36 protein-coding genes are annotated in these 26429 nt (G+C 70.2%); 5 read left to right on the top strand and 31 right to left on the bottom strand.

Annotated elements, in window-relative coordinates:
* Positions 1–30: 30 nt before the first annotated feature.
* The 17 genes from ACF06X_RS33345 to ACF06X_RS33265 all read right to left on the bottom strand — a co-directional run bounded on the left by ACF06X_RS33345 (position 31) and on the right by ACF06X_RS33265 (position 12868).
* Positions 31–819, bottom strand: coding sequence for a hypothetical protein (locus ACF06X_RS33345; RefSeq protein ID WP_392291066.1), 789 nt, complete (start codon positions 817–819; stop codon positions 31–33).
* Between the two features lie 103 nt (positions 820–922).
* Positions 923–1375 carry a hypothetical protein gene (locus tag ACF06X_RS33340; RefSeq protein WP_392291065.1) on the bottom strand — a complete coding sequence of 151 codons (453 nt, stop codon included), beginning with the start codon at positions 1373–1375 and terminating at the stop codon, positions 923–925.
* A complete protein-coding gene (locus tag ACF06X_RS33335; protein ID WP_392291064.1) occupies positions 1372–1770 on the bottom strand; it encodes an HK97 gp10 family phage protein in 399 nt (132 codons plus the stop codon). Before ACF06X_RS33335 ends, ACF06X_RS33340 begins: the two co-directional genes overlap by 4 nt.
* Complete coding sequence (locus tag ACF06X_RS33330) at positions 1767–2204, bottom strand: DUF6093 family protein (RefSeq protein WP_392291063.1); 438 nt, start codon at positions 2202–2204, stop codon at positions 1767–1769. The genes ACF06X_RS33335 and ACF06X_RS33330 overlap by 4 nt, the downstream gene beginning before the upstream one ends.
* A complete protein-coding gene (locus ACF06X_RS33325; protein ID WP_392291062.1) occupies positions 2204–2605 on the bottom strand; it encodes a hypothetical protein in 402 nt (133 codons plus the stop codon). The genes ACF06X_RS33330 and ACF06X_RS33325 overlap by 1 nt, the downstream gene beginning before the upstream one ends.
* A complete protein-coding gene (locus tag ACF06X_RS33320; RefSeq protein WP_392291061.1) occupies positions 2602–2805 on the bottom strand; it encodes a hypothetical protein in 204 nt (67 codons plus the stop codon). Before ACF06X_RS33320 ends, ACF06X_RS33325 begins: the two co-directional genes overlap by 4 nt.
* A gap of 3 nt (positions 2806–2808) precedes the next feature.
* A complete protein-coding gene (locus tag ACF06X_RS33315; RefSeq protein WP_392291060.1) occupies positions 2809–3030 on the bottom strand; it encodes a hypothetical protein in 222 nt (73 codons plus the stop codon).
* The gene (locus ACF06X_RS33310) at positions 3030–3875 is read right to left on the bottom strand and encodes a hypothetical protein (protein WP_392291059.1); all 846 of its coding nucleotides are present in this window, start codon (positions 3873–3875) and stop codon (positions 3030–3032) included. The genes ACF06X_RS33315 and ACF06X_RS33310 overlap by 1 nt, the downstream gene beginning before the upstream one ends.
* Positions 3872–4201, bottom strand: coding sequence for a hypothetical protein (locus ACF06X_RS33305; RefSeq protein WP_392291058.1), 330 nt, complete (start codon positions 4199–4201; stop codon positions 3872–3874). The genes ACF06X_RS33310 and ACF06X_RS33305 overlap by 4 nt, the downstream gene beginning before the upstream one ends.
* Positions 4202–4291: 90 nt before the next feature.
* Positions 4292–4705 (bottom strand): hypothetical protein, encoded by a 414-nt coding sequence (locus tag ACF06X_RS33300; protein ID WP_392291057.1) that lies wholly within the window; start codon positions 4703–4705, stop codon positions 4292–4294.
* 3 nt (positions 4706–4708) lie between these two features.
* Positions 4709–5770, bottom strand: coding sequence for a major capsid protein (locus ACF06X_RS33295; RefSeq protein ID WP_392291056.1), 1062 nt, complete (start codon positions 5768–5770; stop codon positions 4709–4711).
* A gap of 12 nt (positions 5771–5782) precedes the next feature.
* Positions 5783–6517, bottom strand: a complete 735-nt coding sequence (locus ACF06X_RS33290; protein ID WP_392291055.1) for a hypothetical protein — start codon at positions 6515–6517, stop codon at positions 5783–5785.
* A 103-nt stretch (positions 6518–6620) separates the two neighbouring features.
* Entirely contained in the window at positions 6621–7442 is an 822-nt protein-coding gene (locus tag ACF06X_RS33285) for a hypothetical protein (RefSeq protein ID WP_392291054.1), read from the bottom strand.
* A gap of 98 nt (positions 7443–7540) precedes the next feature.
* Positions 7541–9427, bottom strand: coding sequence for a hypothetical protein (locus ACF06X_RS33280; protein ID WP_392291053.1), 1887 nt, complete (start codon positions 9425–9427; stop codon positions 7541–7543).
* An 86-nt stretch (positions 9428–9513) separates the two neighbouring features.
* Positions 9514–12054 carry a terminase large subunit domain-containing protein gene (locus tag ACF06X_RS33275; RefSeq protein ID WP_392291052.1) on the bottom strand — a complete coding sequence of 847 codons (2541 nt, stop codon included), beginning with the start codon at positions 12052–12054 and terminating at the stop codon, positions 9514–9516.
* On the bottom strand, positions 12051–12323 hold the full coding sequence (locus ACF06X_RS33270) for a hypothetical protein (protein ID WP_392291051.1): 273 nt from the start codon (positions 12321–12323) through the stop codon (positions 12051–12053). Before ACF06X_RS33270 ends, ACF06X_RS33275 begins: the two co-directional genes overlap by 4 nt.
* Positions 12320–12868 carry a hypothetical protein gene (locus ACF06X_RS33265; protein ID WP_392291050.1) on the bottom strand — a complete coding sequence of 183 codons (549 nt, stop codon included), beginning with the start codon at positions 12866–12868 and terminating at the stop codon, positions 12320–12322. The genes ACF06X_RS33270 and ACF06X_RS33265 overlap by 4 nt, the downstream gene beginning before the upstream one ends.
* Positions 12869–12974: 106 nt before the next feature.
* Here ACF06X_RS33265 and ACF06X_RS33260 point away from each other — a divergent pair, with 106 nt between their 5' ends.
* Positions 12975–13667, top strand: a complete 693-nt coding sequence (locus tag ACF06X_RS33260) for a hypothetical protein (protein ID WP_392291049.1) — start codon at positions 12975–12977, stop codon at positions 13665–13667.
* Between the two features lie 234 nt (positions 13668–13901).
* Here the strand turns inward: ACF06X_RS33260 and ACF06X_RS33255 are convergent, their stop codons facing one another.
* The 14 genes from ACF06X_RS33255 to ACF06X_RS33190 all read right to left on the bottom strand — a co-directional run bounded on the left by ACF06X_RS33255 (position 13902) and on the right by ACF06X_RS33190 (position 23236).
* Positions 13902–14345 (bottom strand): hypothetical protein, encoded by a 444-nt coding sequence (locus ACF06X_RS33255; protein ID WP_392291048.1) that lies wholly within the window; start codon positions 14343–14345, stop codon positions 13902–13904.
* A gap of 93 nt (positions 14346–14438) precedes the next feature.
* Positions 14439–15086 carry a hypothetical protein gene (locus ACF06X_RS33250; RefSeq protein WP_392291047.1) on the bottom strand — a complete coding sequence of 216 codons (648 nt, stop codon included), beginning with the start codon at positions 15084–15086 and terminating at the stop codon, positions 14439–14441.
* Positions 15087–15109: 23 nt separating this feature from the next.
* Positions 15110–15274 carry a hypothetical protein gene (locus tag ACF06X_RS33245; RefSeq protein ID WP_392291046.1) on the bottom strand — a complete coding sequence of 55 codons (165 nt, stop codon included), beginning with the start codon at positions 15272–15274 and terminating at the stop codon, positions 15110–15112.
* 9 nt (positions 15275–15283) lie between these two features.
* Entirely contained in the window at positions 15284–15955 is a 672-nt protein-coding gene (locus tag ACF06X_RS33240) for a GIY-YIG nuclease family protein (protein ID WP_392291045.1), read from the bottom strand.
* Positions 15956–16035: 80 nt separating this feature from the next.
* The gene (locus ACF06X_RS33235) at positions 16036–18153 is read right to left on the bottom strand and encodes a hypothetical protein (RefSeq protein WP_392291044.1); all 2118 of its coding nucleotides are present in this window, start codon (positions 18151–18153) and stop codon (positions 16036–16038) included.
* A gap of 75 nt (positions 18154–18228) precedes the next feature.
* The gene (locus tag ACF06X_RS33230) at positions 18229–19233 is read right to left on the bottom strand and encodes a hypothetical protein (protein WP_392291043.1); all 1005 of its coding nucleotides are present in this window, start codon (positions 19231–19233) and stop codon (positions 18229–18231) included.
* Between the two features lie 741 nt (positions 19234–19974).
* The gene (locus tag ACF06X_RS33225; RefSeq protein ID WP_392291042.1) at positions 19975–21270 is read right to left on the bottom strand and encodes a DUF2637 domain-containing protein; all 1296 of its coding nucleotides are present in this window, start codon (positions 21268–21270) and stop codon (positions 19975–19977) included.
* 47 nt (positions 21271–21317) lie between these two features.
* The gene (locus ACF06X_RS33220; RefSeq protein WP_392291041.1) at positions 21318–21509 is read right to left on the bottom strand and encodes a hypothetical protein; all 192 of its coding nucleotides are present in this window, start codon (positions 21507–21509) and stop codon (positions 21318–21320) included.
* Between the two features lie 18 nt (positions 21510–21527).
* Positions 21528–21809: a hypothetical protein gene (locus ACF06X_RS33215; RefSeq protein ID WP_392291040.1), complete on the bottom strand. Its 282-nt coding sequence runs from the start codon at positions 21807–21809 to the stop codon at positions 21528–21530.
* Positions 21810–21829: 20 nt separating this feature from the next.
* A complete protein-coding gene (locus ACF06X_RS33210) occupies positions 21830–21976 on the bottom strand; it encodes a hypothetical protein (protein WP_392291039.1) in 147 nt (48 codons plus the stop codon).
* 5 nt (positions 21977–21981) lie between these two features.
* Positions 21982–22176, bottom strand: coding sequence for a hypothetical protein (locus ACF06X_RS33205; RefSeq protein ID WP_392291038.1), 195 nt, complete (start codon positions 22174–22176; stop codon positions 21982–21984).
* 72 nt (positions 22177–22248) lie between these two features.
* Positions 22249–22668 (bottom strand): hypothetical protein, encoded by a 420-nt coding sequence (locus ACF06X_RS33200; RefSeq protein WP_392291037.1) that lies wholly within the window; start codon positions 22666–22668, stop codon positions 22249–22251.
* Positions 22668–23033, bottom strand: a complete 366-nt coding sequence (locus tag ACF06X_RS33195; RefSeq protein WP_392291036.1) for a hypothetical protein — start codon at positions 23031–23033, stop codon at positions 22668–22670. The genes ACF06X_RS33200 and ACF06X_RS33195 overlap by 1 nt, the downstream gene beginning before the upstream one ends.
* Positions 23033–23236: a hypothetical protein gene (locus ACF06X_RS33190; RefSeq protein WP_392291035.1), complete on the bottom strand. Its 204-nt coding sequence runs from the start codon at positions 23234–23236 to the stop codon at positions 23033–23035. The genes ACF06X_RS33195 and ACF06X_RS33190 overlap by 1 nt, the downstream gene beginning before the upstream one ends.
* Positions 23237–23470: 234 nt before the next feature.
* Here ACF06X_RS33190 and ACF06X_RS33185 point away from each other — a divergent pair, with 234 nt between their 5' ends.
* From ACF06X_RS33185 to ACF06X_RS33170, 4 genes are all read left to right on the top strand, one after another.
* Complete coding sequence (locus tag ACF06X_RS33185) at positions 23471–23704, top strand: hypothetical protein (RefSeq protein WP_392291034.1); 234 nt, start codon at positions 23471–23473, stop codon at positions 23702–23704.
* A 193-nt stretch (positions 23705–23897) separates the two neighbouring features.
* Complete coding sequence (locus ACF06X_RS33180; protein WP_392291033.1) at positions 23898–25103, top strand: helix-turn-helix domain-containing protein; 1206 nt, start codon at positions 23898–23900, stop codon at positions 25101–25103.
* 201 nt (positions 25104–25304) lie between these two features.
* Positions 25305–25601 (top strand): hypothetical protein, encoded by a 297-nt coding sequence (locus ACF06X_RS33175; RefSeq protein ID WP_392291032.1) that lies wholly within the window; start codon positions 25305–25307, stop codon positions 25599–25601.
* Between the two features lie 222 nt (positions 25602–25823).
* Positions 25824–26429: hypothetical protein (locus tag ACF06X_RS33170; protein WP_392291031.1), on the top strand; the 606-nt coding region annotated here is incomplete at its 3' end.

Below are 26429 nucleotides of genomic sequence, written 5' to 3'. Positions count from 1 at the left end.
GCCCGGCCGGGGACTGGGGGGAGGGCGGGGTCAGCCGCCGGGGGTGGTCGTGGTGACGGTGACCGCCGGGCTGGTGCCGCCGGTCAGGGAGCTGGTCGCGGTCATCTGCGGCACGTCCTGGCCGTCGTACTGGCCGCCGAAGGTGACCGTGACCGGGGCGCCCGGGTGGGGGCCGCCCGCGCAGACGACGTCACCGGAGTTGATGTTGGACAGGCCCTCGAGTGCGGTCTGCACCGCGGACGCCGTGGCGCTGTACGCGATGGGCGCGGTGGTCTGGCCGGAGAACGTCAGCGTGTAGGTGCCGCCGGTCGGGGAGCCGGTGATGGTGACGGTCTGGACCTCGTCGGTGCCGGCGGCTGGGACGGCGATGCTGAGCGCCGGGGTGTCGGTGATGGAGAACCGGGCGGTCCAGCGGGCGGGCTCGTTGTCGACGGTGATCGCGGCCGACTGGGAGGCGACCCGCACCGGATAGACGTCCATCGACTTGTTCGCGGGGATGTCGCCCTTGCGGAGGATGATGATGAAGCCGACGGTGCCCTTGGCGAGGGTCTCCTCCAGGGTGCTGGAGACGTCGTCCTCGTAGAAGGTGAGCGAGCTGTCGGCAGCCTGGTCGTCGCCGGGGATCTTCGAGGTGAACGTGGACTCCAGGTCCGGAGTCTCGATCTCCGCGTTCTCCAGGACGAAGCCTTCGACAGAGGAAATCTGCTTGGTGAGCTTCGTGGCGCTGCTGAGTTCGGCGCGGGTGGGGATGTAGGACTCGGAGGCGATCGTCTCCGTGAAGAGAATCTTCGTGACGCCCTTGCGGGAAAACCTGCCCATGATGGGGACCCCTTGAAATGCGCGTGCGGCTTCTGGCGGCCACCTGCGTTGGTGGCGTCCGCGTGGGGTCCCGCCGCGGTGCGGTCGTGCGCGCCTGAACGGCTCAGGCGGGGGTCAGGGCGAACCTGAACCGCTGTACGTAACTGATGATGGCATCGCCTGGATCATTCGTTCCCCCCGGTTCGGTCTCGAGCCCGCGGCGGATCACCTTGTGCCCGGGGACGGTCAGGGTGTGGAGCCACAGTCCGGTTGTGGGGTGGCGCTCGAGGACGACGCGGCGGGCTTTGTCCGCCATCCACTCGGCCTGCTCCAGCGCGCCGGACGACTCCGGGCGTTCCGGGTCGGGGCCGGACACGGACGTGACCTGGTAGACGAGGTCGGCATCCTCGTGCTCGTCCGCGAGCGGCGCGCCGGACAGCTCGGTCGTGAGCGCGTCGACGACGTAGTACGGCGGGCCGCTCACCCCGGCGGGCGCCTTGCTACGGCCGACGGGCAGGCCGGTGCCGGTGACGAGCATGGTGACGAACGCGTTCGTGGCGGTGCGGCGGTCGATCACGTGAGGGCCTCCTCGGCGGCCAGGCCCATCTGCTCGCGGAGAGTCGCGCCGATGAACGGCAGCGCGGGCTGCACATGCGGGTAGGGCGGCTGGAAGAAGTGTCGGCCGAGGGAGTCGGTCATGTCGTAGAACCCGAACTCAAGACGGCGGCCCTGCGGCTTGCTGGTACCGATGGTGCACTGGGCGCCGTGCGGAATCGGCTGGTGGACGTCCTTCCACGAGGCCCAGTAGGCGCCGGTGATGATGTTCGGCCCGGGCCGGCCGGACGCGTTGCTGCGGATGGCGGCCACCCCGCGGGCTCCGACGTGCCGCATGCGGCGCTCGATGGCCGGGCCGATGGCGTCGGCCGCAGCCTCCAGCCGGTCGGCGAGCTGGTCCAGGTCGACGGTCCTCATGCCGGGCTCCGCTGCTGATCGAGCTGCGTGCTCCGTACGGCCTGCGCCGTGCCCGCGCGCCCCTGGTCGGCGCACGTCCAGGATCGGCCCAGGAGCTCGCTGTCTCCCCCATCGTGGACGGCGGTCACGGTGACGATGGCGTCCTTCGGCGGGACGGGGGCACTCAGCGGGGTGAAGAGTCGGTAGGCGGACCGGGTGGCCTTCGGCCAGGGAAGGTTGGCGTCGATCACGCTCATGACAGGCGGCCCGGACACCGGCTGCACCGCGCCGGCACCTTCGTACAGCACGGTGTCGGCCGGGTACTCCAGCTGTCCAGTGGCCGGGTTGAGGTCGGGCTCTCCCGCCCCGGGCAGGACGATCTGCACGGTGTCGAGGAGGAGGTTCTCCCCCACCCATGTGCCGATGTCGGCGAGGACGTCGTCGAGGCCGGCCATCAGGTCGTCTTCCCCTGCGCCCAGTCGGCGGCCTGCTGAAGCATCGCGCGGGCGAGGGCGTACCGGTCGTCTCCGAGGTCTTCCCGGTCCAGCGCCGCCTGCTCCAAGGCCTGCGGGTCCAGGGAGGTAAGGAAGTCCGCGATCAGCTGCGCGGGCGCGGGCTGCTCCTCTCCGACGACGACGTGCGCCAAGCCGTCGAACACGGCACCGTCGCGGTGCGGGGCGGCGTAGAGGACGAGCATGGGCGGCTGCCCGAGACGCTGCTCGAGGGTGAAGGCGCGCAGCTGGTCGGAAAGGTCGACGTCACCCAGTTGCACGGTGGACGTGATCCCGTCGGTGGTGATGCGGACTCGGTGGGGAGTGCTGGCCAGGCTCAGGGGCGCGCCGTCGGCGTCGTTCACCGGGTGGACTCCTTCTTCTCTTCCTTGCGTTCCGCGCGGGCGGCCTGCCAGGAGCTGATGTGGCCGATGGCGATGGCGTACCACGACATGCCGACGAGGTAGGGGATCGAGGACTTCCACCACAGCACCGTGGGGAGCAGCAGGAGCAGCCATACGACGAAGAGGGTCACGTGGAGGCGTTTCCAGAACTGGGCTGACATGGGCTACTCCTCGTTCTCGTCAGCCGCTGCAAGGTCCGGGTCAGCACGTTCGGTGTCGGAGTCGACGGCGAACCCGATGGGGGGCTTGGCCGGCTCCGGCGCGGGGCCGGGCAGGGCGTGGAACAGGCTCAGGGCGGCCTTCTCGGCGGCGCGGACGCTGACGTGTTCGCCCTTGGTGGTGGCCAGGTGGACGGTCTTGTCGGAGGTACTCAGCGTGATGCGCATCAGAACGGTCCTCCGAAGGCGTAGTCGGGTCGGGAGATGATGTCGGGGCGGGGGTAGAACTCGCGCTGGCAGTGCGGGTGGGCGACCGAGTGCGCGAGGGCGTCCTGCACCGTACGGAGGGTGCCGTGGGCGCGGTCAGGGTCGTCGTGCGTGGTCCAGCCGCAGTCGCGGCCGTCGCGGACTTCCATCCAGTCACAGCGCAGTTCGTCGGCAGCGGTGCGGATGGCGCCGGCGTTGGCGGTGGTGACGGCTTGCCAGGACAGGGCGGCGCGGGCCCAGGATTCGACGGGGTGGCGGGCGTCGCCGGAGTAGATGACGGTGCCGAGGGGGTGCTCGCGCTGCAACAGGTCGCGGTCGAAGCGGGCGGCGGAGAACCGGTCGGCGCGGGTGCGGGCGGCGTCGAGGGCGGCGCGGAGGAACGCGCGGGCGCGGCGAAGGGCTTCGGCGAGGCGGCCCATGAGGTCGGCGTAGTACTGCGCGGTGAGGCTCGTGATGGCGCCCTGGTGGCGGCCAGTCCACGTCCAGGGGCGGTGGGGGCGGCCTGCGTGGTCGAGCGTGGCGTACGCGCCTTCGCGGTAGGCAGCGGGGAGGTCGGTGGCGGCCCAGCGGGCGGCAAACGCGGCGACGGCGCGGTCGAAGGCGGCGAGGGCCTGCTGGAAGGCGAGGGTCGCGGCGCGGATCGCGGCGAGCGCGGTGCGTCCGGGCCGGACGGCGGCGAGCGCCGTCAGGAGCCGTGTCTGTGCGGTGGTGAGGATCCGCCAGGCGGCGGTGATCCGGCCGGTGGCGTCGGTGATGAGGGCCTGGAGGCGTGCGCGCAGCGAGCGGCGCCGTAGTGGGGTGGTCATCGCCGGGCCCGGGGCACGAGGTGGATGACGCCGATGTCGCCGGCCGTGGGGTCGGGGGCAGGATCGTCCGGGGACGGCGGCTGACCGGCCTCCAGCGCGGCGATCTGCCGCTCGTACGCCTTGATGTTCTCGGTGTAGGAGACGGCGACGACGCCGGACAGGTTCACGCTGGTGGGCTGGGTGCGGAGCTTCGCGATCCGCTCGTAGAGGACTTCGATGGCGACGGCGCGGGCGGTGCCGAGGCGGGCGTAGCGCTGTTCGAGGTCGATGAGGTCAGTGGTGGCGCCGAGCTGGGCGAGCAGCCAGGCGCGGATGGCCTCGGTCATCGGCTCCTCCAGGCGGTTGGGGTGGGAAGGGGGTGGGCGAGGTACGGGCCCGGTCCGGCGCCCCCACCGGGGTCCGGGCCCGTACTCCGCTTACTGACCGCCGGTGCCCTCGGCGGCGGTCTCGGCCTGCTTGCGCGTGGCCGTCTTCTTGGCCGCGGTGCGGGCGGCCGGCTTCTTCTCCTCGACTACGGGCGCGGCCTGCTGGCTGCTCACTTCGTCGGGGTTGGCGTCCGGGTCGGTGGGGTCATCGTCGCCGGAGTCGGTGCCCGATCCGTCGCCAGAGGCGGCGTCCGGGTCGTCGCCGGAAGGGGTCTTGCCGTCGCCCTCCGGGGTCTCGGCCTTGGCCTGAGTCCGTAGGCGGGGCAGCTTGCCGTCGACCCAGGCGGCCGGGTTCGTCACGAGCGCCGCCAGACGCGGCTCCGGGGTCGTACCCGGGGCCAGTTCCACCGTCTGGTGCGTGTCCGGGTCCTGGACGTACACGGTGCTGTTCAGCTGGGCGGCCATGGGTCACCACACCGTCGCGGCGATGTGGATGTCCGGGGTGTACATGACCGGAAGCGCCGCGGCGGAGCCCTTCGTGTACACCTGCGGGGGGTCGTCGTTGTACCCGCGGGTGACGACGATGCCGGGAGCCTCCTCGCGCAGGATCGCCGGGTTCGAACCCTGGGACAGGATCAGGCCGTCGGCAGTGAGGCCGTACTGCGTCTCGGCCCACTGAGACGGGTTCGGCGGCAGGAGGAAGAACATGTCCTCCGGCAGCACGCGGACGTCCGATCCGGTGTCCAGCTCGATCTTCACGTCGTACGTGGTGATCGGCGGGAGGTTGTAGCGGGCCCGGACCACGTTGACCTCGTTCGGGGCGAGGACGGCGGTGGGGATGGTCGACGCCGAGTTCACGCTGCCGTAGTAGGCGGCACGGTAGGAGTCGTTGGACAGCATCAGCGCCCACGTCTTGTACGAGGTGAGCGCCCGGGCGGGCGTCGGGGCGCCGGAGGCACGCAGGACCTCGATCCAGCGCATCTCGTCGCCGAGGATGTCGGCGGTCGGGTCGGTCCACGCGGTCGGCGCGGTCGGCATGTTCGCCGACGGGACGCTGTAGTCGGCCTCGATCGACAGGTTGTTCTCGCCGGTGAGCGTGAACTTGCCGTCGATGAGGAGGTCGCCGGCCGCGAGCTCGAGGCGCTTCTTGATGGACAGCACGTGTGCGGCAACGTCGTCGTATACGGCGCGGACGAGGTCGCGGGTGTCCATGCCGCGGTCGAGGCTTTCCAGGATGGTCTCGAACTCGCCGACGATGTACTTCTGCCCGAGGGGCAGGAGCTTGCCGGAGGTCGCGAACTGCGTGATCTCACGCGTGGCGACCTTGGTCTGCGCGTCCCACGCTCGGTAGGACGCGGCGGCAACCCTGCGGCGGGTGCCCCGGTGCTCCCACTTCACGGAGTCGATCGTGCGCTCGGGAATGACGGACTGGGTGAGCAGGTAGTCGGCGGGAGTCTGGATCTCCCGGACGAAAGCCTGGATCTCCGTCGGGTTCAGGTCGCGGAGCAGGAGCTCCATCATGTCGGTCATGGTGGCTCCTGGTCAGATTCCGTAGGCGAACTGGGTGTTGGATCCGGCCGGGACGTCGGTCGGGTCGAAGGCGACGGGCAGCTTGGCGACGTTGATCTGGCCGTGGACCATCAGCGCTGCGGCGGCCTTGGTGTGACCGGGGTAGAACGACACCTCGGTGAAGAGGAACCCGGCGAACATCTGCGAGCCGTCCGACGCGGTGGGGGTGTCGCCGCCGGTCGTGGTGGCGATGGTGATGTCCGGGGTGGTGCCGCCGGTGAACGCCTCGGTGGTGGTGACGGCGGCGACGTTCTCGCCGAGGTACTGGCCGCCGTAGGTCAGCGTCCACGGGCCGCCGGCGTTGCCGGTGACGACGATGTCGCCCGGGTTGACGTTGGACAGCGCCTCGAGCGCGGTCTGTACCGCCGCGGCGGTGGCGTTGTAGGCGATCGCCGCGGTGGTCTGGCCGGTGAACGTGATCGTGAAGGTGCCGCCGGTCGGAGCGCCGGTCACGGTGAGGGTCTGGACCTCGTTGGTGACGGCGGCGTACGGGGCGTACAGCCCGGACGCGGTGATCTTGCCGAGGGGGATGCCGGACTTCAGCTTCCGCTCGGGCTGGTACTTCGACGCCTCGGTCCAGTGCAGGTTCTGGCTGAACTTCGTGAGGTCGAGGGTGACGGTCTGGTTGGCTTCGATGCCGAGCATGCTCATCAGCCACGGGCGGCCAACGACGAGCGTCTCGGTGGTGGTGTACGGCTGGATGTCCACGCCGTGACCCCTTTCGCGTGAGCGCGGGATAGGTGCGGGCACCTGGTGTGGTGCCGTCCACGGGGGTCAGGGCGTGGTCCCTCGGGTGGTGCTGGTCTGGCGGTCAGGCTGCGTCGTCGCTGCGCAGGCCCATCTGGATGGCTCGGGCCCGGGCGGCAGCGCGGACAGCGTCCTTGCCCGATACGGGGGTCCGGGCGGGCGGCCCGCCGGCGGGGGCGCCGCCGGGAGCGGGCGGCAGGCTCTGGGGGGCCGGGGTGCCGCCGAACAGGGCGCCGCGGCGCTCCTTGAGGGCAGCGGCGGCCGCAGTGATGGCCGCGGCGTCGGCGTCGTCCGCGAGCTTGCCCTTCACCAGGGCGAAGGCGTCTTCGAGGTCATCACCGGTGGCGCCCAGGCGGACGAGCTCGGCCCGTATCTGCGTCTCACGCTGAAGGGTGGCCGCGGCCTGCTCCTTGGCCTCGGCGGCCGCGAGGCGGGCAGCGAGCTCCTGTTCCCGGTTGTTGAGTTCCTCGGCTCGGCGCTGCTCTTCGCTGAGTTGTGCCTTGCGGGTCTCCTCCGCGCCTTTCAGGAGCTTGCCGAACTGCTTGGGGTCGAAGTTGTCCGGGTCGAAGGGAAGCCCGGACGCCTCGCACAGTTCCCGCAGTGCGGCGGCACGGCCCTTGTCCTTCTCGCGGGTCATGATGACGGAGAAGCGGCCCTGGGTCATGGGCTGACCGGTGTACTTGTCGATGAGGAGTTCCCGGTCGTCGTTGATGACGCGCGCCTCGGGCGGGACGACCGTGGGCGCGCCGGGCTTCTGGTGCTGCTGGGCGCGGGCGGCGACTTCAGCCGGGGTGGGGACGGCCGGGGGCGTGACGGCCGGGTCGCCGTTGTAGAAGACGGCCAGGGCCTCGATGCCCGTGTAAGGGCGGGCCCATGCGGACGACACAACGGGGGCGGTGCGAGTCTGCGCGGGGCGACGCATGAGGGCAGGTCCTCCCAAGGACAGTTCAGGCCCCGCGCCTTGATCCAAGGACACCACAGATCTCACTGTTCGTTCCCCCCGCTCCCCGGTGCCGGGTCCACGAGGGCGTCGTCGTCCTCGTTGGTGGTCGGGAGTTTCGGGGCGGGCGGCACCCGGTCGGGAGTGATGTCGATACCGAGGTACTTGCCGACGGCGTCGGTGGAACCGGTCGCATCGGCGAGGAACCGGGCCTGCTCGAACTGGCGTGCCTGGATCTGCGCGATCTCCTGCTCGATGTCGTCGATGGCCCAACCGGACTCGTTCAGGGTGCGCACCGCGGTCTCCAGGGAGATGACGCCAGCCTGGTAGGCGGTGGTGACCTGGTCGAGGACAGCGGCCTTATCGGTCGGGGTGTACGGGCCGAAGACGAGCTGGGCGGGCAGTGGCCGGACGCCCACCCAGTCAGGGTGCTGGCCGGCGATGTGGAGGCGCTGGGCGAACTTGAGCAGGAGCGCGTACTTGTGGGCGCGGGCCAGGCGCATGGAGCTGATGAGGGAGTCGAGCGGGCCGAGGGACAGCTCCAAGGCGTACCCGGACGGCACCTTGGAGGGATCCATGGTGCCCAGCGCGACCGCGGGGAGGCGGGCGATGTTCGCGGCGCGGTCGGCGAGGTCGTGGCCTTGATTACGGAGCTCGGCGAGCTGCGGGGAAGTGTCGAGGACGTCCATGCGGCCGCCCTCTCCGAGTTCGAAGACCATGCCGGCCGCGACGGACATCTGGGCCTGCCGTCCGCTGGTGGGGCGTCCGGAGATGGAGATAATCGGCGAACCGGTGGTCGCGGAGGCGCGGGCGGAGTCGGTGTCGGTGCCGGAGATCTCGTCGAAGACCTGCAGCACCTTCGCGAGCGACGACTGTCCCCAGTGCTCTTCCGCCGGGGGCACGGTGTTGGGGACGTGAATGATCGGCACGAAGTCGATGAGCAGGTCGAGGTGGTCGAGGACTTCCCCGGTCGGGCTGGTCGCGAAGCGGGCCTTGTCCATGGGCAGGTTGTCGACGTCGATGTTGCCCTTGAGGTCGCTGAGGTCCCAGGTGGCGTCGGTGAGGTAGCAGGTGCGGTACGACGGGCCGTCGTTCCACGGATACGTGCGGGAGATGAGGCCGGTGTCGTCGACCTGGTCGCCGCGGCCAAGGAGCGGAGCGGCGGGGGTGTCGTCGGTCGGCTCGGACATCAGCGGTGCCCGGACGGGCCGGCCGGTCCGGTCGACGCCGGACCCGGTCGCCGGGCGGATCCAGTCCAGCTCGTGCGTGATGCGGCGCAGGCGGGCGGGCAGGCCGCGCTTCTTGTCCTCGGGGAGCTCCCAGGCGAGGTGGACACGGTCGGGGTACTCGGAGCCGTCGCCGTCTTCGGGGAGGACGGGGAAGTAGAAGCCGGGGTCGTACGTGCGGGCGCGGACGCGCTGCTTGGCCGGGTCCCAGAACTCGTGGTAGACGCCGTCGCCGAGGCTGACGGCCTTTCGCTCGGTCTGGAGAATGCGCATGGTGAGCAGTTCGTTCTCGGCCCAGTCCCGAAGGAGGGTCTGGACGCGTTCGGCGGCGGCCGCGCTCGCCGCGGCTTCACCGTCCGCGTCGGGGTCGGCGTCGGCGCCGGGGACGACGATGTGCTGCTCGCGGCCCATCACGTTGGACACGATGGTGTCGACGAACATGCTGGGGTCGCCGAACTCGCGGCGATCGGACGGCGTATCGCCGTCACGGATCTCGGTCAGCTCGGCGACCTGGTTGTTGTCGTACGCGGCGAGGAGCTTGTAGGCGGCCAGGCGCCGCTCGTCGGCGGCCGGCACCCACGAGGCGTGGGCCTCGGGGAACGCCCGCCGGTTTGGCATACCCAGGGAGTCGGAGAAGACAGGCTTGTAGTTGAGCCAGCCCCACGCGTCGATGATGACGTCCTTGACGCCGCTGAACAGGCCCACGGGCACGCCTCCGCTGACAGGCCCCGCGCCATGTGATCAGCGTACGGGGCCCGCCGTGCGTCGATCCCCCAGGCAGCCGCCACCCGTCACCTGCGCCCGCGAAGCCGGCTGTCGCCATAGGAGCCGCTCGTGGCAGGCGCTGCGGCCGGGTCGGCGAGTTCGGTCAGGAGATGGACAGCAGCGTCCAGGCGGTCGGGTGAGTCCATGCCGGGGATCCAGGACACGTACTGCACTTCCAGCCCCGGGTACTCGCCCACGTGATGGACGTGTCCGTTTTCGTAGAGCTGCGCTACCGGCTCGGCACGGAGCCTCTTGCCGACCTTGGCGGTGACCTCGATGATCCGGGGCATCAGCATGCCCCTGGTGGCTCCTTCACGCTCAAGTTCTTGCCAGGCCTGACGCAGGATCTGTGCAGCCATGTCACCGCCGAAGTTCGACTCGACGACCCAAGCGTCTGCCTGAAGCTCGATGGCCAGGAGACACGCTTCGCGCCCCCATTCGGCTGCCCCCATCTTCTTCGACTTGTCGGCGAGAAGGTACATCTCTCCTGCTGCGTCGCGTCCTCCGCCGATGAGGCCGACTTCGTCGCTGTCGTCGCGGCCGCCGGCGGTGTCGATGGCGACGAGGGTGCGGGTGAGGTCGACGCCGCGGAACGCCTGGGGGGTGATGCGGTTGTCCGTGATCCAGGGCCATTTCCAGACGCCGCCTTCTAGCGGTCTGGGTTCTTGCTGGTAGAGGGCCCACCAGCCTCGTTCGCCGACGGCCTTCTTGAACCGGTCAAGATGCTTGCGCTGGAAGCGCTCGGGCCAGAGCGGGTCGCCGACTTTTCTACCGAGGGGGTCGTCGGCGGTCATGGCGATGGCGGGGAGGTTGATGACCGTCCAGTCCTCGGCGCCGCTCTGTAGGATACGGCCGGCGAGATCGTTCTCCGACCAGCGGGTCTGGATGACGATGATGGATCCGTTGGGTTCCATGCGGGTGTTGATGACTTGCTGCCACCAGTCCCAGAGAGTGGCGAGCTTGACGGGGCTGTCGGCGTCCTTGGCGTCCTTCAGAGGGTCGTCGACGATGGCGACGTTCGCGCCCATGCCGGTCAGCGAGCCGCCGACACCGGCGGTAACAAGGCCTCCCTCGGTGTTCTCCAGGTCGAACCGATTCGCTGCCTGGGACCCGTAGCGAAGGTTGATGCCGATGGCATCGCCGTGTGCGCGGATACTGTCCCGGATCCACCGGCCGTGGCCTTCAGCGAGCTTGGCCGCGTAGGAGGCGATCATGACGCGGTGCTCGGGGTTGCGGGCCAGGTACCACAAGGGACCCCAGCGTGCCGCCCGAGCGCTGTTGTGCGTGGGCATCAGACCTCGGCCGACGAGGTAGAGGCTGCCTTCGACCTGGATGCATCGCCCTGGCTCCGGTGCCGCCGGTTCGACCGTCGCGAATCCGATGCGCCGCTTCGTCTTCACCGGGTGCTTGATCGCTTTGCGTGGCAGTGTGCCTTGCGGAAGTCCATCGTGCGGTGTCCAGTCCGTGACCCAGCAAGCGCCCCCCTTCAGCGGGTGGTCGCCCCAGATGGACCGCTCGCGTGTGTCCGGGGCACGCCAGGTGAGGTTCGCCCGGTAGCCGAGGGTCCGGGCGAGGTCACGAACGTCGGCTGCGAGTTCCTCGGATGCGGATACGAAGCGGATGCGCCCGTCGCGCCCAAGGGATCCGTCCGTGTCGACGAGGCCGGCCAGGAGGTCACGCCGCTGGCGCTCGGAAGCGACGAGGTAACGCTGCGGGATGTGCTTCCGTCTGAGTACGCCAGCCGCCCTGAGGGAGGCCATCAGCCCTTTGATGTACTGGTAGTGGACCCCGGTAATGGGGTGAATCCAGCGCGCTCCCAGGACGTAGGGGATGCGGTCCGCGATGTGGTTGACGTCCTCTTCCGTACCGCAGAACGATGCCTTGCCGGTCGTGCCGTCACCGAGCCATACCCCGAGGGTGTAGGGGTCCACGGGGAGGTCGGCGTCGTGGTTCTGCAGCGGCCCGACTGGCGGAAGTTGGAACCGGTAACGGCCGCCGCGGCGGCCCTGCGGCCCAGAGTGGAGGGTCTGTGTCGTCAGGTAACGCGTCTCGACGATTCTCCATGCGCGCCGGCTTCGGTCGTACACCGACCATTCGTGGTTGGGGTGGACGAGCACCGACTGTCCGTCGCTGAACGTGACCCGCATCTTCTCGTCCGAAGGATCGGAGACCCATTGGACCAGCACTGGGTTGCCGTTGGGGGCGTAGACGTAGTCGCCGACTTGGAGGTCGCCGTGACGCTTCCACCCCTCGGTGGTCAGCACCGGCTCCGAGTCGGCGACCTGCTTCCCGTGCCGAGGAGGCATGTTGAGGAGCACCCGCATGCGCTCACCGGCGGCGATGCGGACGAATGCCTTGTCGATGAGGTCGAGGTGCCGGGCCTGCCACTCCCGGCCCCCGGTGAGGGCGGCTGCCATGGCGCCTGGGGAGCGTTCGATGGCCATCTGCTGCTCGGCCCAGGCCAGGGCGGCCCGGGTGTCGGTGTCGGCGAGGCGGGTGATGGCGGCACGCTGTTCGGGGGGCAGGGTGCGGTAGATCGCTACCTGCCGCTCAAGAGCCGTGGTCACCCGGACGTCGCTTCCCGGATGAGCCACTGCTCGTAGTAGGCAAGGGCGAGCTGGTCTGCTGTACCGCCTTCCACGGTTCCGCCGAGGAGGATGCCGAGGGCGCCGCGAAGTCCGATGGTCTCGCCACGCACGTGCTCGACCACTGGGTTGGTCGGTTCGGAGTTTCCTCGGCTTGCAGCGGTGAATGCTTCGGCGGCGGCCAGTTCGTAGAGACGGGTAGTGCGGCGGTGGAGTTCCTCCGCGATGGCATCAGCGTGTTCGGTGCTCATTCCGCGCCCTCACTGTCGTCATCGGCCGGGGTGGAGGTGGCTGTGTTGGCGGGGTCGCCGGTGTCCAGCCGGCTGGTTGCGGCGATGATCGCGGCCAGCTTCTCGGGGTCTGCGGTCGACACGGCGATCGGTCCGCCTGCGATCCCGGACACCTCGGTCTGGACGGGCATGTCGAGGCCGTTGAGCTTCGCCCTCCGTTCCATGATCTTCAAGACGGTGGCTTGGGCCTGAACGTCGACCGATTCGCCGATGGGGGAGCCGTCTCTGCTGTACACCGTTCGCTTCTCGGTAGCCTGCGGCCAGATCGCGGCCTGCAGCGCGTCGAGGCGCTCGTTCTCCTGCTGCCGGTACACGGAAGCTTCGGCTGACTCGGCGTCACGGTTCTCCGCGAGCGCGCGGATCAGGTCCTTCGTCGCGGCGTTGCGGCTGGTGTAGCCGAGGCCGAGAATGCGGGGGTCGTCGAAGGGCACGCCTTCGCGGCGGAGCCGGATGAGCTTGGCGCGCCGGTCGTGGACTTCGGCCTGCTTTGCCTTGGAGTGCGGCATGGCGGTGGGGCTCCCGCTGTGGTCAGGCCCCGCGCCTTGCCCTACATGATCCCCCAGGGTTCCGGTTTCGGTCCCCCTGCTCGGGGCGGGGTGGCATTCTGCGCGCATGAGACATGTGCGTGGGGTGGGAATGGCTGCGGCGGGTGTGGCCGCGGTGGCGCTGCTCGCGGGGTGCGGGGACGGCGGGGACGCGAAGGCCGGTGACGGCCCGAGTCCGACGCCGTCGGCGACGACGACCTCGCCGGCTGTGGAGGAGCCGGCGGAGCCGACGTTCGCGGACACCCCGGCGGGCCGGCTGGACAAGCTGGCGTACGAGAACGGGTGGCTGGTGGGCGACGGCAGCGAGAGCGCGCCGTCGCAGTACGTGGTGATGATCTGCGAGTCGATGGACACGCAGAACAAGGTCGGTACGGATCCGGGTGAGTGGATCGCGGAGCGGACCGAGGGCGACCAGGCCGAGGTGTTGAAGGCGGGGATGCCGGAGTTGTGTCCGCGGTGGTCGGCCAAGACGCTGAAGGCGCTGGGTGGGGATCACGTGTGGTCGTACGACGACGGGACGTGGACGGTGAAGGCGAAGCCAGTGAAGCCGGAGTTCGGCGCGGACGAGGGGGAGATCGCGCCGGGCACGTACCGGACGACGGGTGATCTGAAGGACTGCTACTGGGAGCGGACGGCGAAGGACGGGACGGTCCTGGAGAACAAGTTCGCGACGTCGGCGCAGGAGATCACGGTGACGATCCGGGCGACGGACGGGCAGTTCAAGACGGAGCGTTGCGGGCGCTGGCGGATCGTGAAGTAGGCCTGGACATGGGTGGGCCCCACCGGCCGGGACGGCCGGTGGGGCCGGGCGAGTCCGTGCGACGGGGAGACACAGGGGCTCGCGGTTCGAGGGTGGCACGGCCTGGCCTGGAAGGGGCGCGGGGACACCGGGGCTCCCAGGCCGGCCGTACGAGAATCATGCTGACGGATGAACGCCCGGTTGTCCGGGGCGCTTCCCCCTGCCGCCGGGACCGTCCTCCTTCGGCCTGGTGGATCAGACGGGGGTGGAGGCGGGCAGTACGGGATGGTCGATGTGGTGGTGTTCCACCTCGACGCCGTACTCGCCGCCCCAGGCGGCCCAGACGCGGCGTGCGACCGCCTCGGCCACCGCCACACTTCGGTGCCGGCCTCCCTGGCACGCCACGGTGAGGCGGACCAGACGGCCCGGCTCGGCCTCGTCGGCCAGGGCCCGCAGTTGCACGGCGGTCCGGGCGATCAACTCTCGGGCGCCGGGCGTCGCCAGGACGTGGGCGTAGACGTCTTCGTCCAGGCCGGTGCGGTAGCGCATGGTGGGGTCGTCGGCAGGGTTGCGCAGCGCGTGGCGGAGGTCGAGGTAGAGGCCGTCGGTGACGAGGTCGTGGGCGCCGTCGTGGCGGGCGCCGATCGAGCGGATGACAGCGGCGACGGGACCGGTCCCGTCGAGGTGGGTGATCTGCATGGCTTCAGCCTTCCTGGGCTGTGACGCCCCCGGTAGTAGTTGCCCGTTGCGTCCCGGAGATGGCAACGGGCAACGGGCGGAGTCATGGAGCGGCTACTCGCCGGCTTGGGATGCGCGGCGGATGGCGGCGCCGAGGAGGTCGAGGGCATGGTCGGCGTTGCGGCCGGGCGCCCGGTTCCAGGGGCCGATGAGGTCGGTCCAGCCCTGGGCGCGTAGTTCGGTGACGATCCAGGCGGCCCCACGGTGGGCGGTGCTGGTGGATCCGTAGCCGAGGCGGTGCGCGGCCAGGAGGGCGCCGCAGATGCAGCGGGCGCCGCGGGCATCGCGCAGACGGTACGGCTCGTTCTGCCAGCCCCACTCTGTGAGGATCTGCCGGGCGTAGGCGAGGTGGACGCTGGGGCGCAGATCGGTCTGTCCGATGCGGCGCCAGGTGTGGAGGCGGTCGGGGAGAGTGGCGCCGAGGCGGCCGGGCAGGGGCCGTTCGGCCGGTGGGGCTGGGGGGATCTGGGCGAGTGCGGTGGTGACGAGTTCGTCGACGGTGGCGGTGAGCAGGTGGCGCCACTCCCCCGCCGGCCTGTCGCTGGTGGTCGGCGGGTCGGTCGCTTCGGTCGCTGCGCGCGGGCGGGGTTCGGGGGTGGTGGTGGCCCAGTGGGTGACGATCTGCTGCCAGGCGGCGGTGTCGTAGAGGGCGGCGGCCTCGAGGTCCAGGGCGTCGGGGGTGAGGAGGGTGGCGGTCTGCATCGGGGCTGGGTCTCCATCAGGTGTCAGTCCCTCGGGGTGAGGAGGTGGGCTGTGGCCAGGGCCCGGCGGAGCGGGCTGCGGTCGACGGGCAGGCCGGGTTCGAGGCGGGCGATGAGGACGAGGGTTCCGTCGGGGAGCCGGACCGTGAGGGTGTCGGGGTCCGGCTCCGGGAGTGTGGTGGTGCGCATGGTGGTCGCTTACTCGGTGGTCTGGTCGGGGGTGTCGGTCCAGAAGTAGACGGCGCGGCCGGGCTTGGTGATGTTGGGGTGGGCGGCGTACCAGTTCTGGATGGCGGTGTCCGACGGAGGGGTTTCGCCGGGGTAGGCAGCTGCGATCCGTCGGCGGACGTCGTTGACTGTCATGCCGGCGCCTCCAGCCCTGCGGACCAGCTCTGTGATCTCTGTGCGTCGGGGATGGCGTCGGTCCGCTGCGGTCTGGGGCTGCTGGGCTGGGATTGTCTGCGTCGGTGACGGCTGTCGAAGCGACTGCAGCGCCTGATGCTTTCGTGTGACGAAGTCTCGAATGCGTGCCGAGTAGACGAACCATTCGGTGTCCGCGATGCGGTCGCTCGTGAATGCCTTGTGCAGGGAGGACTCGAGGAGGAAGTCGCCGTTGAGGAGCAGGAGGACGTTGCTCCGGCGGAGGGAGAGAGCGGCGACTCGTGCCGTGATGTTGGTGCTCACTCCGATCTTGATTCGGTCGCCGTTGGTCATGAAGTAGACGACTGGGGTGTGGGAGGACTGGCTCCATACCTCCTCTTCTGCGATCTGGGCTTCATCAATGTCCGTGGTGTCGGCATCGAGCAGATCTGCTGTGCTGGCCAGGGCGTTCGCATGCAGGAGATCTGTGACGGCTGCGGAAACCTGCACGGCATGTCGTCGGCAAAGCAGTAGGGGGTGCTTCACGAAGCACGGTGCGACGCATCCGGAGACAAGACACTGGTCATTGGTCACTCTTCGCCCCCGTAGGACGGCTTGATGGCGTAGCGGCCGAACTTGGGCTGGTGGATCCGGTCGTCGGCCTTTAGCCAGCGGCCGATGACGGTCGCATTCGGCGTCTTCTCCTCCGGGTGGAGTTGGGTGAATGCGTCGATGATGGCGGCGGGGCCGATGCCAGAGGGGCCAGCGCCTTCGACAATGCGGTAGACGTGCTGGTAACGGGCGTCGGTGGTGGCGTCGCTGTCGGAGTTGTCGTCGCTGGTGAGCGGGTTGGAGGGAGCCTGCCAGGTGAGGCCGCCCTGTTGGACTACGTCCATGAACTGCTTGTCGAGGTCGTTATCGCGGCTGGTGGTCTCATTGATGGCGTCATGGAGGCGCTTCTTGGCGGCGTCGGCAGCGGCGATCGTTTCCTCAATGCCGTCGGCCGTCGCAGTGTCCCAGTTGGCGGTGACGTTGCTGGCCGGACGGGCGGGCGTAACCGGGGCGGCCGGCGCAGTGGTGGGGGCGGACGTGGCCTGGATAGGTACGGGCGCGGGGCCAGTGCCGAGAAGGTGGCTGGTGTCGTCCCAGCGGTGGTCGTAGGCAGGCCCGGCTGCGGTTCGGGACAGCTCGTCGAGGGCAGGGTGCCGGTCGGCCGTGGCCTTGACGATGTCCAGGATCTGGGCCGGCCGGAGTCGGTAGATCTTCATCGGGTGAGCGGCCCCGTCGCCGTCGCGGACGAGCGCGCAGCCCGGGTAGGGGGCGTCTTCCGCGGAGACGCCGTGGTTGTAGCCGAAGAGGTAGTTCAGTTCGGAGTCGTCGGCGACCTTCATACAGGCCTTGAAAGTGGACTGCTTGAGGAGTTGCGGGTCGGAGAGGACGTCCTGAGTCGCGCGCAGGCCGGAGGTGGTGACGTTGACCGCGGCGGCGCGGGCGATCTCGACGGTCTGGACAAGGTAGTCGGCGATGGCGCGGAGGGTCTCGTCGCGGCGAGAGCGGGTGCTGAAGATTTCGGCGCCTTCGTCGTTGAGGACACGGATCTCGGGCACCTCGTGGTCGACAGGCAGCTTGTCGTCGTTGGCGGCGATCTCGCGGTCCTGGTAGCCGGTCTTGCGGGCCTTGGAAATACGCACGAGGACCTCGGCCATGACGAGGGCCTTTTCGGGGGTGTCGGCGACCCAGTCGATCGGCGGGCGACCGGGCTGGCCAGCTTCTGTCCAGGCGCGCAGCCACTTCAGTGCAAGGCCTCCGCCGTTGAGGTCGATGACCCAGGTGAGGCTGTCGGTCATGCGGCACTGGTTGGCGACCATGACGTTCATGAGGTTGGTCTTGCCGGAGCCGCGCTGGCCAACGAGGAGCATGGAGGCCTGCCGGTTGACCGGGCCGTAGGGGGTGCCGTCGCGGCGGATACCGATGGGTGTGGGGGCGTTGACGGTGAGCGGGGAGTAGTCGGTGGGGTAGGCGACGTCTTCGATGAGCCGGTTGACGGTGGAGACGTCCATGAGGGCGGCGCCGCGGTGGGCGCCGGGGGCGACGTCGACGCCGCAGCCTTCGGGGAGCTTGGCGTCCCCGGCGAGGGCGTCTGTGCGGCTGGCGAGGTTCTTCCAGGTGGCACCGTCGGCGAGTTCGACGTCGAGGGTGTAGCCGGCGCCGGAGTCCCAGGTCTGGACGTTAGGGATGGTGACACCGGGAACGTTGCAGACGCGGGCGATGCGCTCCTGCCACTCGGCGGCGAGCTTGCCGCGGCTGGCCTCACTCTCGGTGTCGCGGGCGGCCTGCTCGGCGGCGGCCGCCTTGGCGGGCGCCTGCTGTTCGGCGCGGTGAGCGCCGGCGATCGCGGCGCCGAAGCCGATGGAGCCGGCGACCAGGGTGCTGATGCCCCAGGTGCTCCAGGGGCTGTTGGCGATGGCCCAGCAGGACCATCCTCCGGCGCCGAGCCATCCGGCGGCGCGTACGGCGAGGGTGGTGCGGGTGACGTGGCGGATGCGTCCGGCGATGTGGGTGCCGAGGAGGCCGGCGCCGGTGATGACGGCGGCGGTCGGCCAGGGGGTGTCGAGTACGTGACCGGCCCAGCTTGCGGTGAGGGTGGCGGCGGCGGCGTTGATCGGGCCGGTGACGGGGCCGTGTCCGCGTTCCCAGTCGAGCTTCACGGTGATCGGGGTGCCTTTCAGGATGGTCGGGAGGGAGGGGCCCGGCCGCCGGTGGGGCGGCCGGGTTGGGCGGGGTTAGAGGTTGGAGCGGACGTCCCACATGGCCTCGGCGTGGGCGCCCTTGCGGGGGTTGCGCAGCCGGTCGAGGTCGACGCCGTGAAGCTGCTCGAACGCGGGGCGGAGTTCGCGGGCAAGTTCTGCGGCCTTCATCTGCAGGCCGTAGATCTGCCGCATGAGGTCGACGATGGTGGGGTCGAGCGGCCAGTGCGCGTCGGCGTTTTCGACGGTGGTCTTCATGGCGGTGGCGTGAAGCTCGAGCGCTTCAGACAGGCCGGAGAAGTCCTCGCCGACCTGGAGCATGCCCTGGGGCTGGTAGTTGGCGGCGATGCGGGCCATTTCCATGGCGGGGGCGACGAAGTGGTGTCCGCCGGACATGAGAGGTCCTCCCTTGGCGGTGGTGGGGGTGTGGATGGCGCTGGTGGGCCGGCGGACGAGGGGGCCGACCGGGGCGGGGGTGGGGGTGGGTTGGGGGGTGTTCTCGGCCTGCTTGCGGGCGCGGCGTGCACGGAGCTTGCGCCATACGTCGCGGAGGCGTTCGGATCCGGCGCTCCAGCTGCGGTGCCACAGGGTGGACAGCAGTCCGGCGGTGGTGGCGAGGAGCCCATCGGCCAGGGCGCCGGGGGCCTTGCGGATCTGGCGGGCGAGTCCGGCGGCCGTGGATTTCGCGGCGCTGATGGCGGCTCGCTTCGCTGCGGCGCGGGCGGGGCCGGTGGCGTTCCACCCGGCGACAGCGGCGCGGCGCGCGATGTGGCCGGTACCGCGGGCCGCTGCGCGGGTGGCGCGGCCGAGCGCGGCTTTGACCGTGCCGGAGCGCCTCGTTGCTGAACGGTTCGCGCTTTCGGCTGTACCCGTGGCGCGGCCGTGGCGGGCGTCCGTCGTACGGCGCCCCGCCGGAGCGGTCGTGTCGCCGCGGCGGTTCCTGCCGCCACCGAGGAGTCCCGCCCCGGCCCGACTCGCCGCAGTCTGCTCGTGGCGGCCGCCACGCCCTGGGGCGCCGCCACGGCCAGAAGCGGAATCCATGGCGCCTGCTTTCCGGGGCGCCACAGTGCGACCCGCCACGGACGCCATGGCGCCACGGAGCGTCTTCCTGGAGGCGCCCGCCGACCCGCCACGCCTGCTGCCGATGGCGCCACGGGAGGCGCCGCCGGATCGAGTACGGCCCGCCTTGGCGGCGCCACGAGACCCGCCACCGGTAGCGCCACGCAGTCCCCCGCGCGAGGCGCCACGCAAGGACGCTCCCCGACGCACGGCGGCGCGGCGGCGGAGCGCCACGCCGGTGGCGCCGGCCGCCATGAGGGCACCGGTGGTGGCGGCCGCCACGGGCCCGCCGTACTGGTACGCGGCGGTCAGCGTCAGGGCGGTGACGTTGCCCGCTCCGGCCAAGACCGGACCGACCGGCATACCGCGACCGCCCGCCGTACGACGAGGCCGGGCAGCAGTCTCGGCCGGCGGCTGCTGGGAGGGCGGGACGGGCCAGTTGGCGGTGACTGCGGGCGCCGGACCTGGAGCTGCCGGTGCGGTGGGCGCCGGGCTGATGACGAAGGCGGGCGGGGTCTGGGCGGTCTGGGCCGGTGGTGCTGTGCGGTTCACAGGGGGCCTCCAGGTCGACTGCGACTGCGACTGCGATTGCGACTGGGTGGTGCGAGTACGGGGGTTGTGCCTGTTCAGAGGGGGCATCCGGGCGGCTCGGTCGGAGTCGCAGTCGGAGTGGGAGTGGAAGTCACGGGCCCCGGTCGGCGCTTCGGTGAGGGCCCGCAGGGGTCAGTCGTCGGTGCCGGTCAGCGCCCGGACGTTCTCCGCGCCGAGCGCGGCCAGGTGCGGCTGCTGCGCCTCGATCTCGGCGCGCAGCTTGTTGGCGTACTGCCGGGAGGTGTGCTTGGACCGGATCCGCTTCAGCTCGGTGACCATCTCCGACTCCAGGGGCCGCCGGCCGTGCCGGGAGTAGAGGCTGAGGATCGCCGACTTCGCCGCGCCGCGGCCGGTGGCCTCGGTGGCGTCGGTCTTCTTCGTGGCGGGCGCCACGGTCGCGGTGATCGTGGCGTCAGGATCCGTGGCCTCGTCGACGGTGGCGGTTCCGTGGGTGGCGCTGTCGTCGTGGAGGGTGGTGGCGGGGTCCGTGGCGTCGGCCGTGGCGGGCAGGGGCCGCTCCGTGATGGCGCTCCAGGGCGTGCCGGTGGCGCCCCGCCTCGCCGCGCCCTGGGGCGCCACAGCGGTGGTGTTCGTGGCGGGCGCCACGGTGGGCCGCTCCACGGCGCTACCGGTTCCCAGCTCGGGGCGCTCCGGAGCGGTAAGCGGAATCTGAGCGAACGTGGCGTGGGGCGTCGGGGCGGGGACCCGCTCCAGGATGGTGGCGCCCCCGCTGAGGATCGTGGCGGCCCGCTCCGTGGCGAGTTCTTCGCGGAGTTCCGCGACGGCCTCGTGCTCGGTGAGCGCCGCTCGGATGTGAGCGTCGAGCGTCTTACGCGAACGGAACGGGTGCGCGATCCACGCCCACTTCCCGAGGACGGGGAGGGTCTGGGCGACTCGGCCCAGGGCGCGGAGCGTGGCGCGGTGTTCAAACTTGTGCCACATCTCGAAGGCGAGCTCGGCGATGACGGGTGCGGAGGCGAAGATGACGCCGCCGACGGTCCCCCACTTCTCGAGTTCGGCGTGCTTCCAGTTCACCCAGGAGCTCGTGCAGACCATCGCGAACATGGCCAGGCGGGGAGCGAGGCCGGAGTCGGTGGTGGTGGCGTAGGACTGGCCGAGGAGGGCGAAGAAGATCGCGGCGACGTCGAAAAGGCCGCAGCCGAGGAGGGCGATCGGCTTGGGCGTGTGGAACGTGTCGGTGAGGAGGGTGAAGATCGACCAGGTTCCGACGCCCAGGGCGGCGGCCATGACGAGGCCGAGCACGATACGGATGGCCCACTTCTTGTAGTCCCGCCCGGCGGGCTGGACGAGAGGGTCGAAGAGCGAGTTCGGGGCGGTGTGGGGGGCGGCCCCGGCGGTGGGCAGGGGCTGCCACTCCCCCAGGGCGGGGAGCTGGGGCGGCTGGGGGCCGGCCGGGGTCGTGGTCATGGTGAGCGGTGTCCTTCCGGTTCGGGAGAGGAGCGACGGGGGCGGGGTCAGCGGGTGTTGCGGGCGTTGGCGTAGTCGGTGCGGGTGCACCCAGCGGCCTCGGCGGTGTCGAGGGCGGCGGCGGCCGCGTTGGTGGCCTGCTGGGTTTCGGGGCTGGTGGGTCCGTGCGCGGCGGCGGTGTTGATGAGGTGCTGGCCGGCGGCGACGGCGGCGGCCGCGGCGGTCTCCTTGCTGGACATGTCGGGCTCCTTCGGGGTTCAGGCGGCGCTGCGGCGGGAGGTGGGCAGGTCGTTGGGGAGGTCGAGGGGGGACGGGCCGCCGAAGTAGGCGCGGCGCTCGAGCCGGTACGGGTTGAGGGGGTAGGCGGCCCACTGGTCGGGGGTGAACGGCATCTCGCCGGTCGTGCCGATCGCGTCGACGGCGAGCAGGTCGCGGTCCTCGAGGTCGGCGATGAACGTCTTCACGCCGGCGATGAAAGCCTCAACGGAGGGCGCAGCGACGGGGGCGGGCTGGGTGTGCTTGCGGTTCCAGAGCTTCATGGCGGTGGTTCTCCTTCAGGTCAGGCGGCGGCCGGGAGTGCCGGGGCGGGGGCGGGTGTGGGGAGGTGGGCGAGGCAGTCGTCGAGGTACTCGTCGATCTCGGGGCCGCACCAGTCGGCGGGGTCGCCGTGCGCGGCGCGGAACTCGACGGGGGTCGGGATGGCCATGTCGTTCAGCTCCTGTCGGGGATGGCGGTCCAGCGGTTTCCGGTGCGGCGGATGGTGACGGCGAGTCCGGTGATACGGCCGGCGTTCGCGGTGACGGGGCCGGTCTGTTCGAGGTGGTTGAGAAGTTCGGCGATCTGGGTGGCGATCGTCTGGGCGCGCTGTTCCTTGCGGCGGAGTTCGTCGGGGCTGCCGGTGTGCATCGAGGCCTCCGTGCGGGTGGTGGGGGTCTGGCCCGTTGTCGGCTCCCGGGCCGGACCCCTCGGGGAGGGTGGTCAGGGGCCGGAGATGAGCCCGGCGATGTCGTTGGTGTGCTCGCGGGGCGCGTACAGGGCGGTCTCGTACGCGTACTGCTCGCCGCGCTGCTGGATCTGCTTCACGGTCTCGGGGTCGAGGTCGCGCAGGGCCGGGTTGGAGGCGGGGTTGGTGAGGCGCTGCACGAGGAGGCCGAGGGTGTCGAGGAGGTCGACGCCACCGGACCCGGCGATCGCGGTCAGGATCGTCTGCGTCTTGTCGGCGTCGTGCAGGTCCACGGCCAGGAGCCGGATCCCGTCACGGAACATGTCGACCCCGGCATGGATCCCGGCCAGGTCATCGAGCGCGCCTTCGAGTTCCTCATCGAGCGGCGGAACACCGACCCCGGCCTGCATGGGGGCGGCCTCGCCAGGAACATGGAGCCAGGGGTAGTCGCCCATCACAGCTCCCCGTCCTCGGTGATCTCGTCGAACGCGGCCACGGCGTGCTTCGGGTCGATCGCGGCGATCGCCATCAGCCCGTCGACGTCGAGACCGATGCAGTGCTCCTCAAGGTCAGCGAGGAGGAACGGGTCGATGGCGGTTTCGGGGGCCTGCTGCTCCCGGTAGGCGACCAAAGAGAGCGTCGCGTCGTTGAGCGCGGCGACCGCGTTGGCGGACAGCAGTGCGTCACCGATGTAGCTGCCGTCGGGCATCCGGAGGCTGATCCGCAGGACGGTGGTCGCGGTGTCCGGGGAGAGGGCCTGGAGTTGCATCAGCAGCTCGACGGCGCGCATCTCATCCGGCGACAGTTCACGATCAGCCATCACGCCACCCGCTTCACGGTCGCGGTGGTCGGGGCCGGATCGTACGCAACGTGCGGGGCCAGGCGGAGGATCGGCTGACGCTCGTAGCCGGGGAGCATCTGCTTGAGCGTCCGGCGCGCCGGACGGGTGACGAGCTCGTCGTCACGCTTCATCCGGCGCAGCGCGTCGGCGATGTCGGGGAGGGCGAGTGTGCGAGTAGCCATGTGGCGGTTACGATCCATACGGATCGGCCTCCTGTATGCGCAGGTGGGCGGGTTCTCGTCCTTCGCGGTGTTGGTAGCACCGGGTCGGACACGCGGCCCTGGTCCAGCAAATGCTGGATTGGGGCCGTTCTGTTGTGCCGATAACGACATTAGCCCCTGACTTGCTTTATGGCAAGTCAGGGGCGCAAGATGGAGGGACACGTCATCGCTACGGATGAAGGAGGACCCGACTTGGTGACCTTCCGCGAAGCTGCGCAGCGCGTGGTGGACGAAGGCATCGCCCCGACCATGAGTCACCAGCGGATCTCGCAGCTGTACAAGACCGACGAGGACTTCCCACCCGTCCAGACGATCGGCCGGGCCAAGGTTCTCGACTGGAAGATCGCGAAGACTTACTTCGTGGCCCACGCAGCAAAGGCAGCAAGCCGGGATAGCCGGCGCCGCCAAAGGGAGACGGACGAGTCGTGACGGCATCTTGGGGCCTCCCCGAGGGCTGCGATCGGTTACGAGCCCATGGCACCACCGCCAACTCCTGGCGCCGAGGAAGCCGTTGTTGTCAACCGGCCATGGCCGGATCTGACAACAGCCCAGCTCCCGGCATCAGTGACATAAGCCGCACGACGCACTCCCGACGAGACACGAGAGGAGGAACACTCACCGCATGACGACGTTCCCGGAGCTGCTCCGCAAGCTGCGCATGGAAGCTGGCTGGTCCTTGGCCCGCCTCGCGCAGCACGTCCACTACGACCGCACGTCTCTGCACTCCTTCGAGTCCGGCCGCAGGCCGGCCCCGTTCGAGGTTGCGGAGAGAGCCGACGAGGCTCTGGGCGGGAACGGCCTGCTGGTGGCGAAGTGGCGGCAGGAGGATGCAGCGCGGCGAGAAGCTGCTGCGGCGCACCAGGTGCGTGCTGCTGCCCTCGCGATGTCGCACGATCTGACGGCTCTGGCGGAGTTGGACATCTCGGAGCTGCAGGAGGGTGTGGAGTCGACTGCGGTCGACTACCTGGCCTGTCCCCCGGCGCCGATGATGGACCGCGCTCACGCGCTGCGAGGCGAGGCCTTCGAGCGTCTGCGGTCGGGCCACTTCCGGCCGGCCGACCGGGCGGACCTGTACGTCGCCGCAGGACGGTTGTCCGGCGTGTTGGCGTACGCGCTGCTCGACCTGGGTGACGCCGTCGAGGCCCACGCGCACGCGGTGGCCGCAGGGCGGTGCGCCGAGTTCGCGGGCGACGCGGAGCTCGCGGCATGGGTCGCGGGGACGAAGTCGCTGATCTCACGGTTCCAGGGCGACTACGGCCGAGCGCTGGAGTACATCCAGGACGGCTACCAGTGGGTCGGCGGCGGGCACGGGACTGGCGAGGCGCGGCTGCGCTGTGGCGAAGCCCAGTGCTTGGCGAACCTCGGTGACTCCCGAGCGGCCAACCGCGCGCTGGACGGTGCGGAGCTGGCTCGGGAACGGATCCGGCGGGAGGACTCCATCGAGGGCCTCTTCGGGTTCAGCCGGGCCAAGCAGTCGTACTACGCCGGGTCGTCTCTGATCTGGTTGGACGGCGGGCACGACGCGGAGCGGGCGGTGCGAGAAGCATCGGCGGCGATCGCGTTGTGGCAGGCCGGCCCGGACGCGGAGCGGTCCCTGGACGATGAGCGCCTGGCGCACATCTATCTGGCGACGGCCCGGGTGCAGCTCGACGACGTCGAGGGCGCGGCCGACGCGATCCGGCCGGTGCTGTCGTTGCCCTTGGAGGAACAGATCTCGTGGATCGTGAAGCGGGCTGATCGGCTGGCGGGGATGCTCAGCGCGCCCCGGTATGCCGGGAACCGCACGGCGGTCGAGACCGTGGAAGCGATCAACGCCCTCGCGGCGTGAAGGAGGACCGAGAAGTGAGCGTCTAGCGTCTGACCTGCACGTTTATGACGGCCGACCGGTGTAGAGACCGGCCGACCGCCTTGTAGCCGCTGACCTGCGAAGACAAGCGGCCAGGTGAACCACTCCAGCAGAAGGGTTCGGCATGACTCTATGCCTTTTCCGGGGTCACGTGAAAAGTCCCCGCAAGGTTGAGGCGATCGCATGAGCGACCGCCGGAACAGCCTGCCCACGTTCGTCACATTCGCCACCGGCGCGGCTCTGCTACGTCAGCTGGGCATCGACCCGGAAGCCACCGCCGACTCCGTCCGGCACATCGCGCGGTCTCGAGAGTCCTGGCCGTTTGGCGACGGGCCCAGCAAGGTCCCATACGAGCGGATCGCGAACGCCCGCGCCATGGAGACCAAGATCTTCCTGGAGTACCTGGAGAAGGAGCCGCCGAACCCGCGCGGCCGCGGCCGGGACAAGAAGCCCCGCGCCCGGCCGGGTGATCCCGGATGAACGGCTTACGGCGGCGCCATCACAGCACCGGAACGCGCGAAGGACCGGCGAGTTCGCAGCTCGGCCGGCCCTTCAAGCACAACAGCGGATCGCAGCCCGCTGGCAAGAACGCTCCCGCACCTGTCATAGAACGAGGTCGCTCATGTCCAAGAGCGTACCGGGCCGAGGCTGCCCGGCAAGTAGCACCCCCGCAAGGATCACGCGAGTGATGGGGGACGCCCTGTGAACGAGGAGTTCGGCTCCAGCTATCTGGAGCGCGCGTGGGAGGCCCCCGAGGAAGTCGTGCTGAGGCGCGAGCTTGTACGGACCTCGGGCCTTCAGCCGGAGGACATTGGGGTTCTGGCCGAGCTCCTGCTCCGTGACCCGACGCTGCCTTCGACCATGGAAGCGATCAGACAGGACCTCCAGCAGATGGGCTGGAAGATGGGCAAGGACCGGTACAGCGCGATCGCGGGCCGCCTGACCAAGGCGGGCCATCTCGCCCGGGTTTCGGTGTACGACGAGGTGATGAAGCGGCCCGCGTGGGTGACCCGGGTGTTCCGGAACCCTGCCAACAACCAGCAGTACGTCGATCTGGGCATCACCGCATCCACGCAGGTCGGAGCCGAAGTGCGGGAAACCCGCCATCCGGGCGCGGACCAGGGTTCCGAACTGCGGAAAACCCGCGATTCGCCTGGTCAGGGCCGGAATGCGGAAAACCCGCGATCCGGAGCCGAACTGCGGAAAACCCGCGATCCGGAAACTGGCGTTTCCGCAGGTCACGGGCGGAATGCGGAAAACCCGCGATCCGCTGTTCACCCCCCACACCCCCCGGAGGAGGTGGAAACC

Source organism: Streptomyces sp. NPDC015346, from assembly GCF_043078785.1.
Classification (GTDB): Bacteria; Actinomycetota; Actinomycetes; order Streptomycetales; family Streptomycetaceae; genus Streptomyces.
The sequence above is the reverse complement of the archived record's forward strand: the minus strand, read 5'-3'. Positions and strand labels throughout refer to the sequence as shown.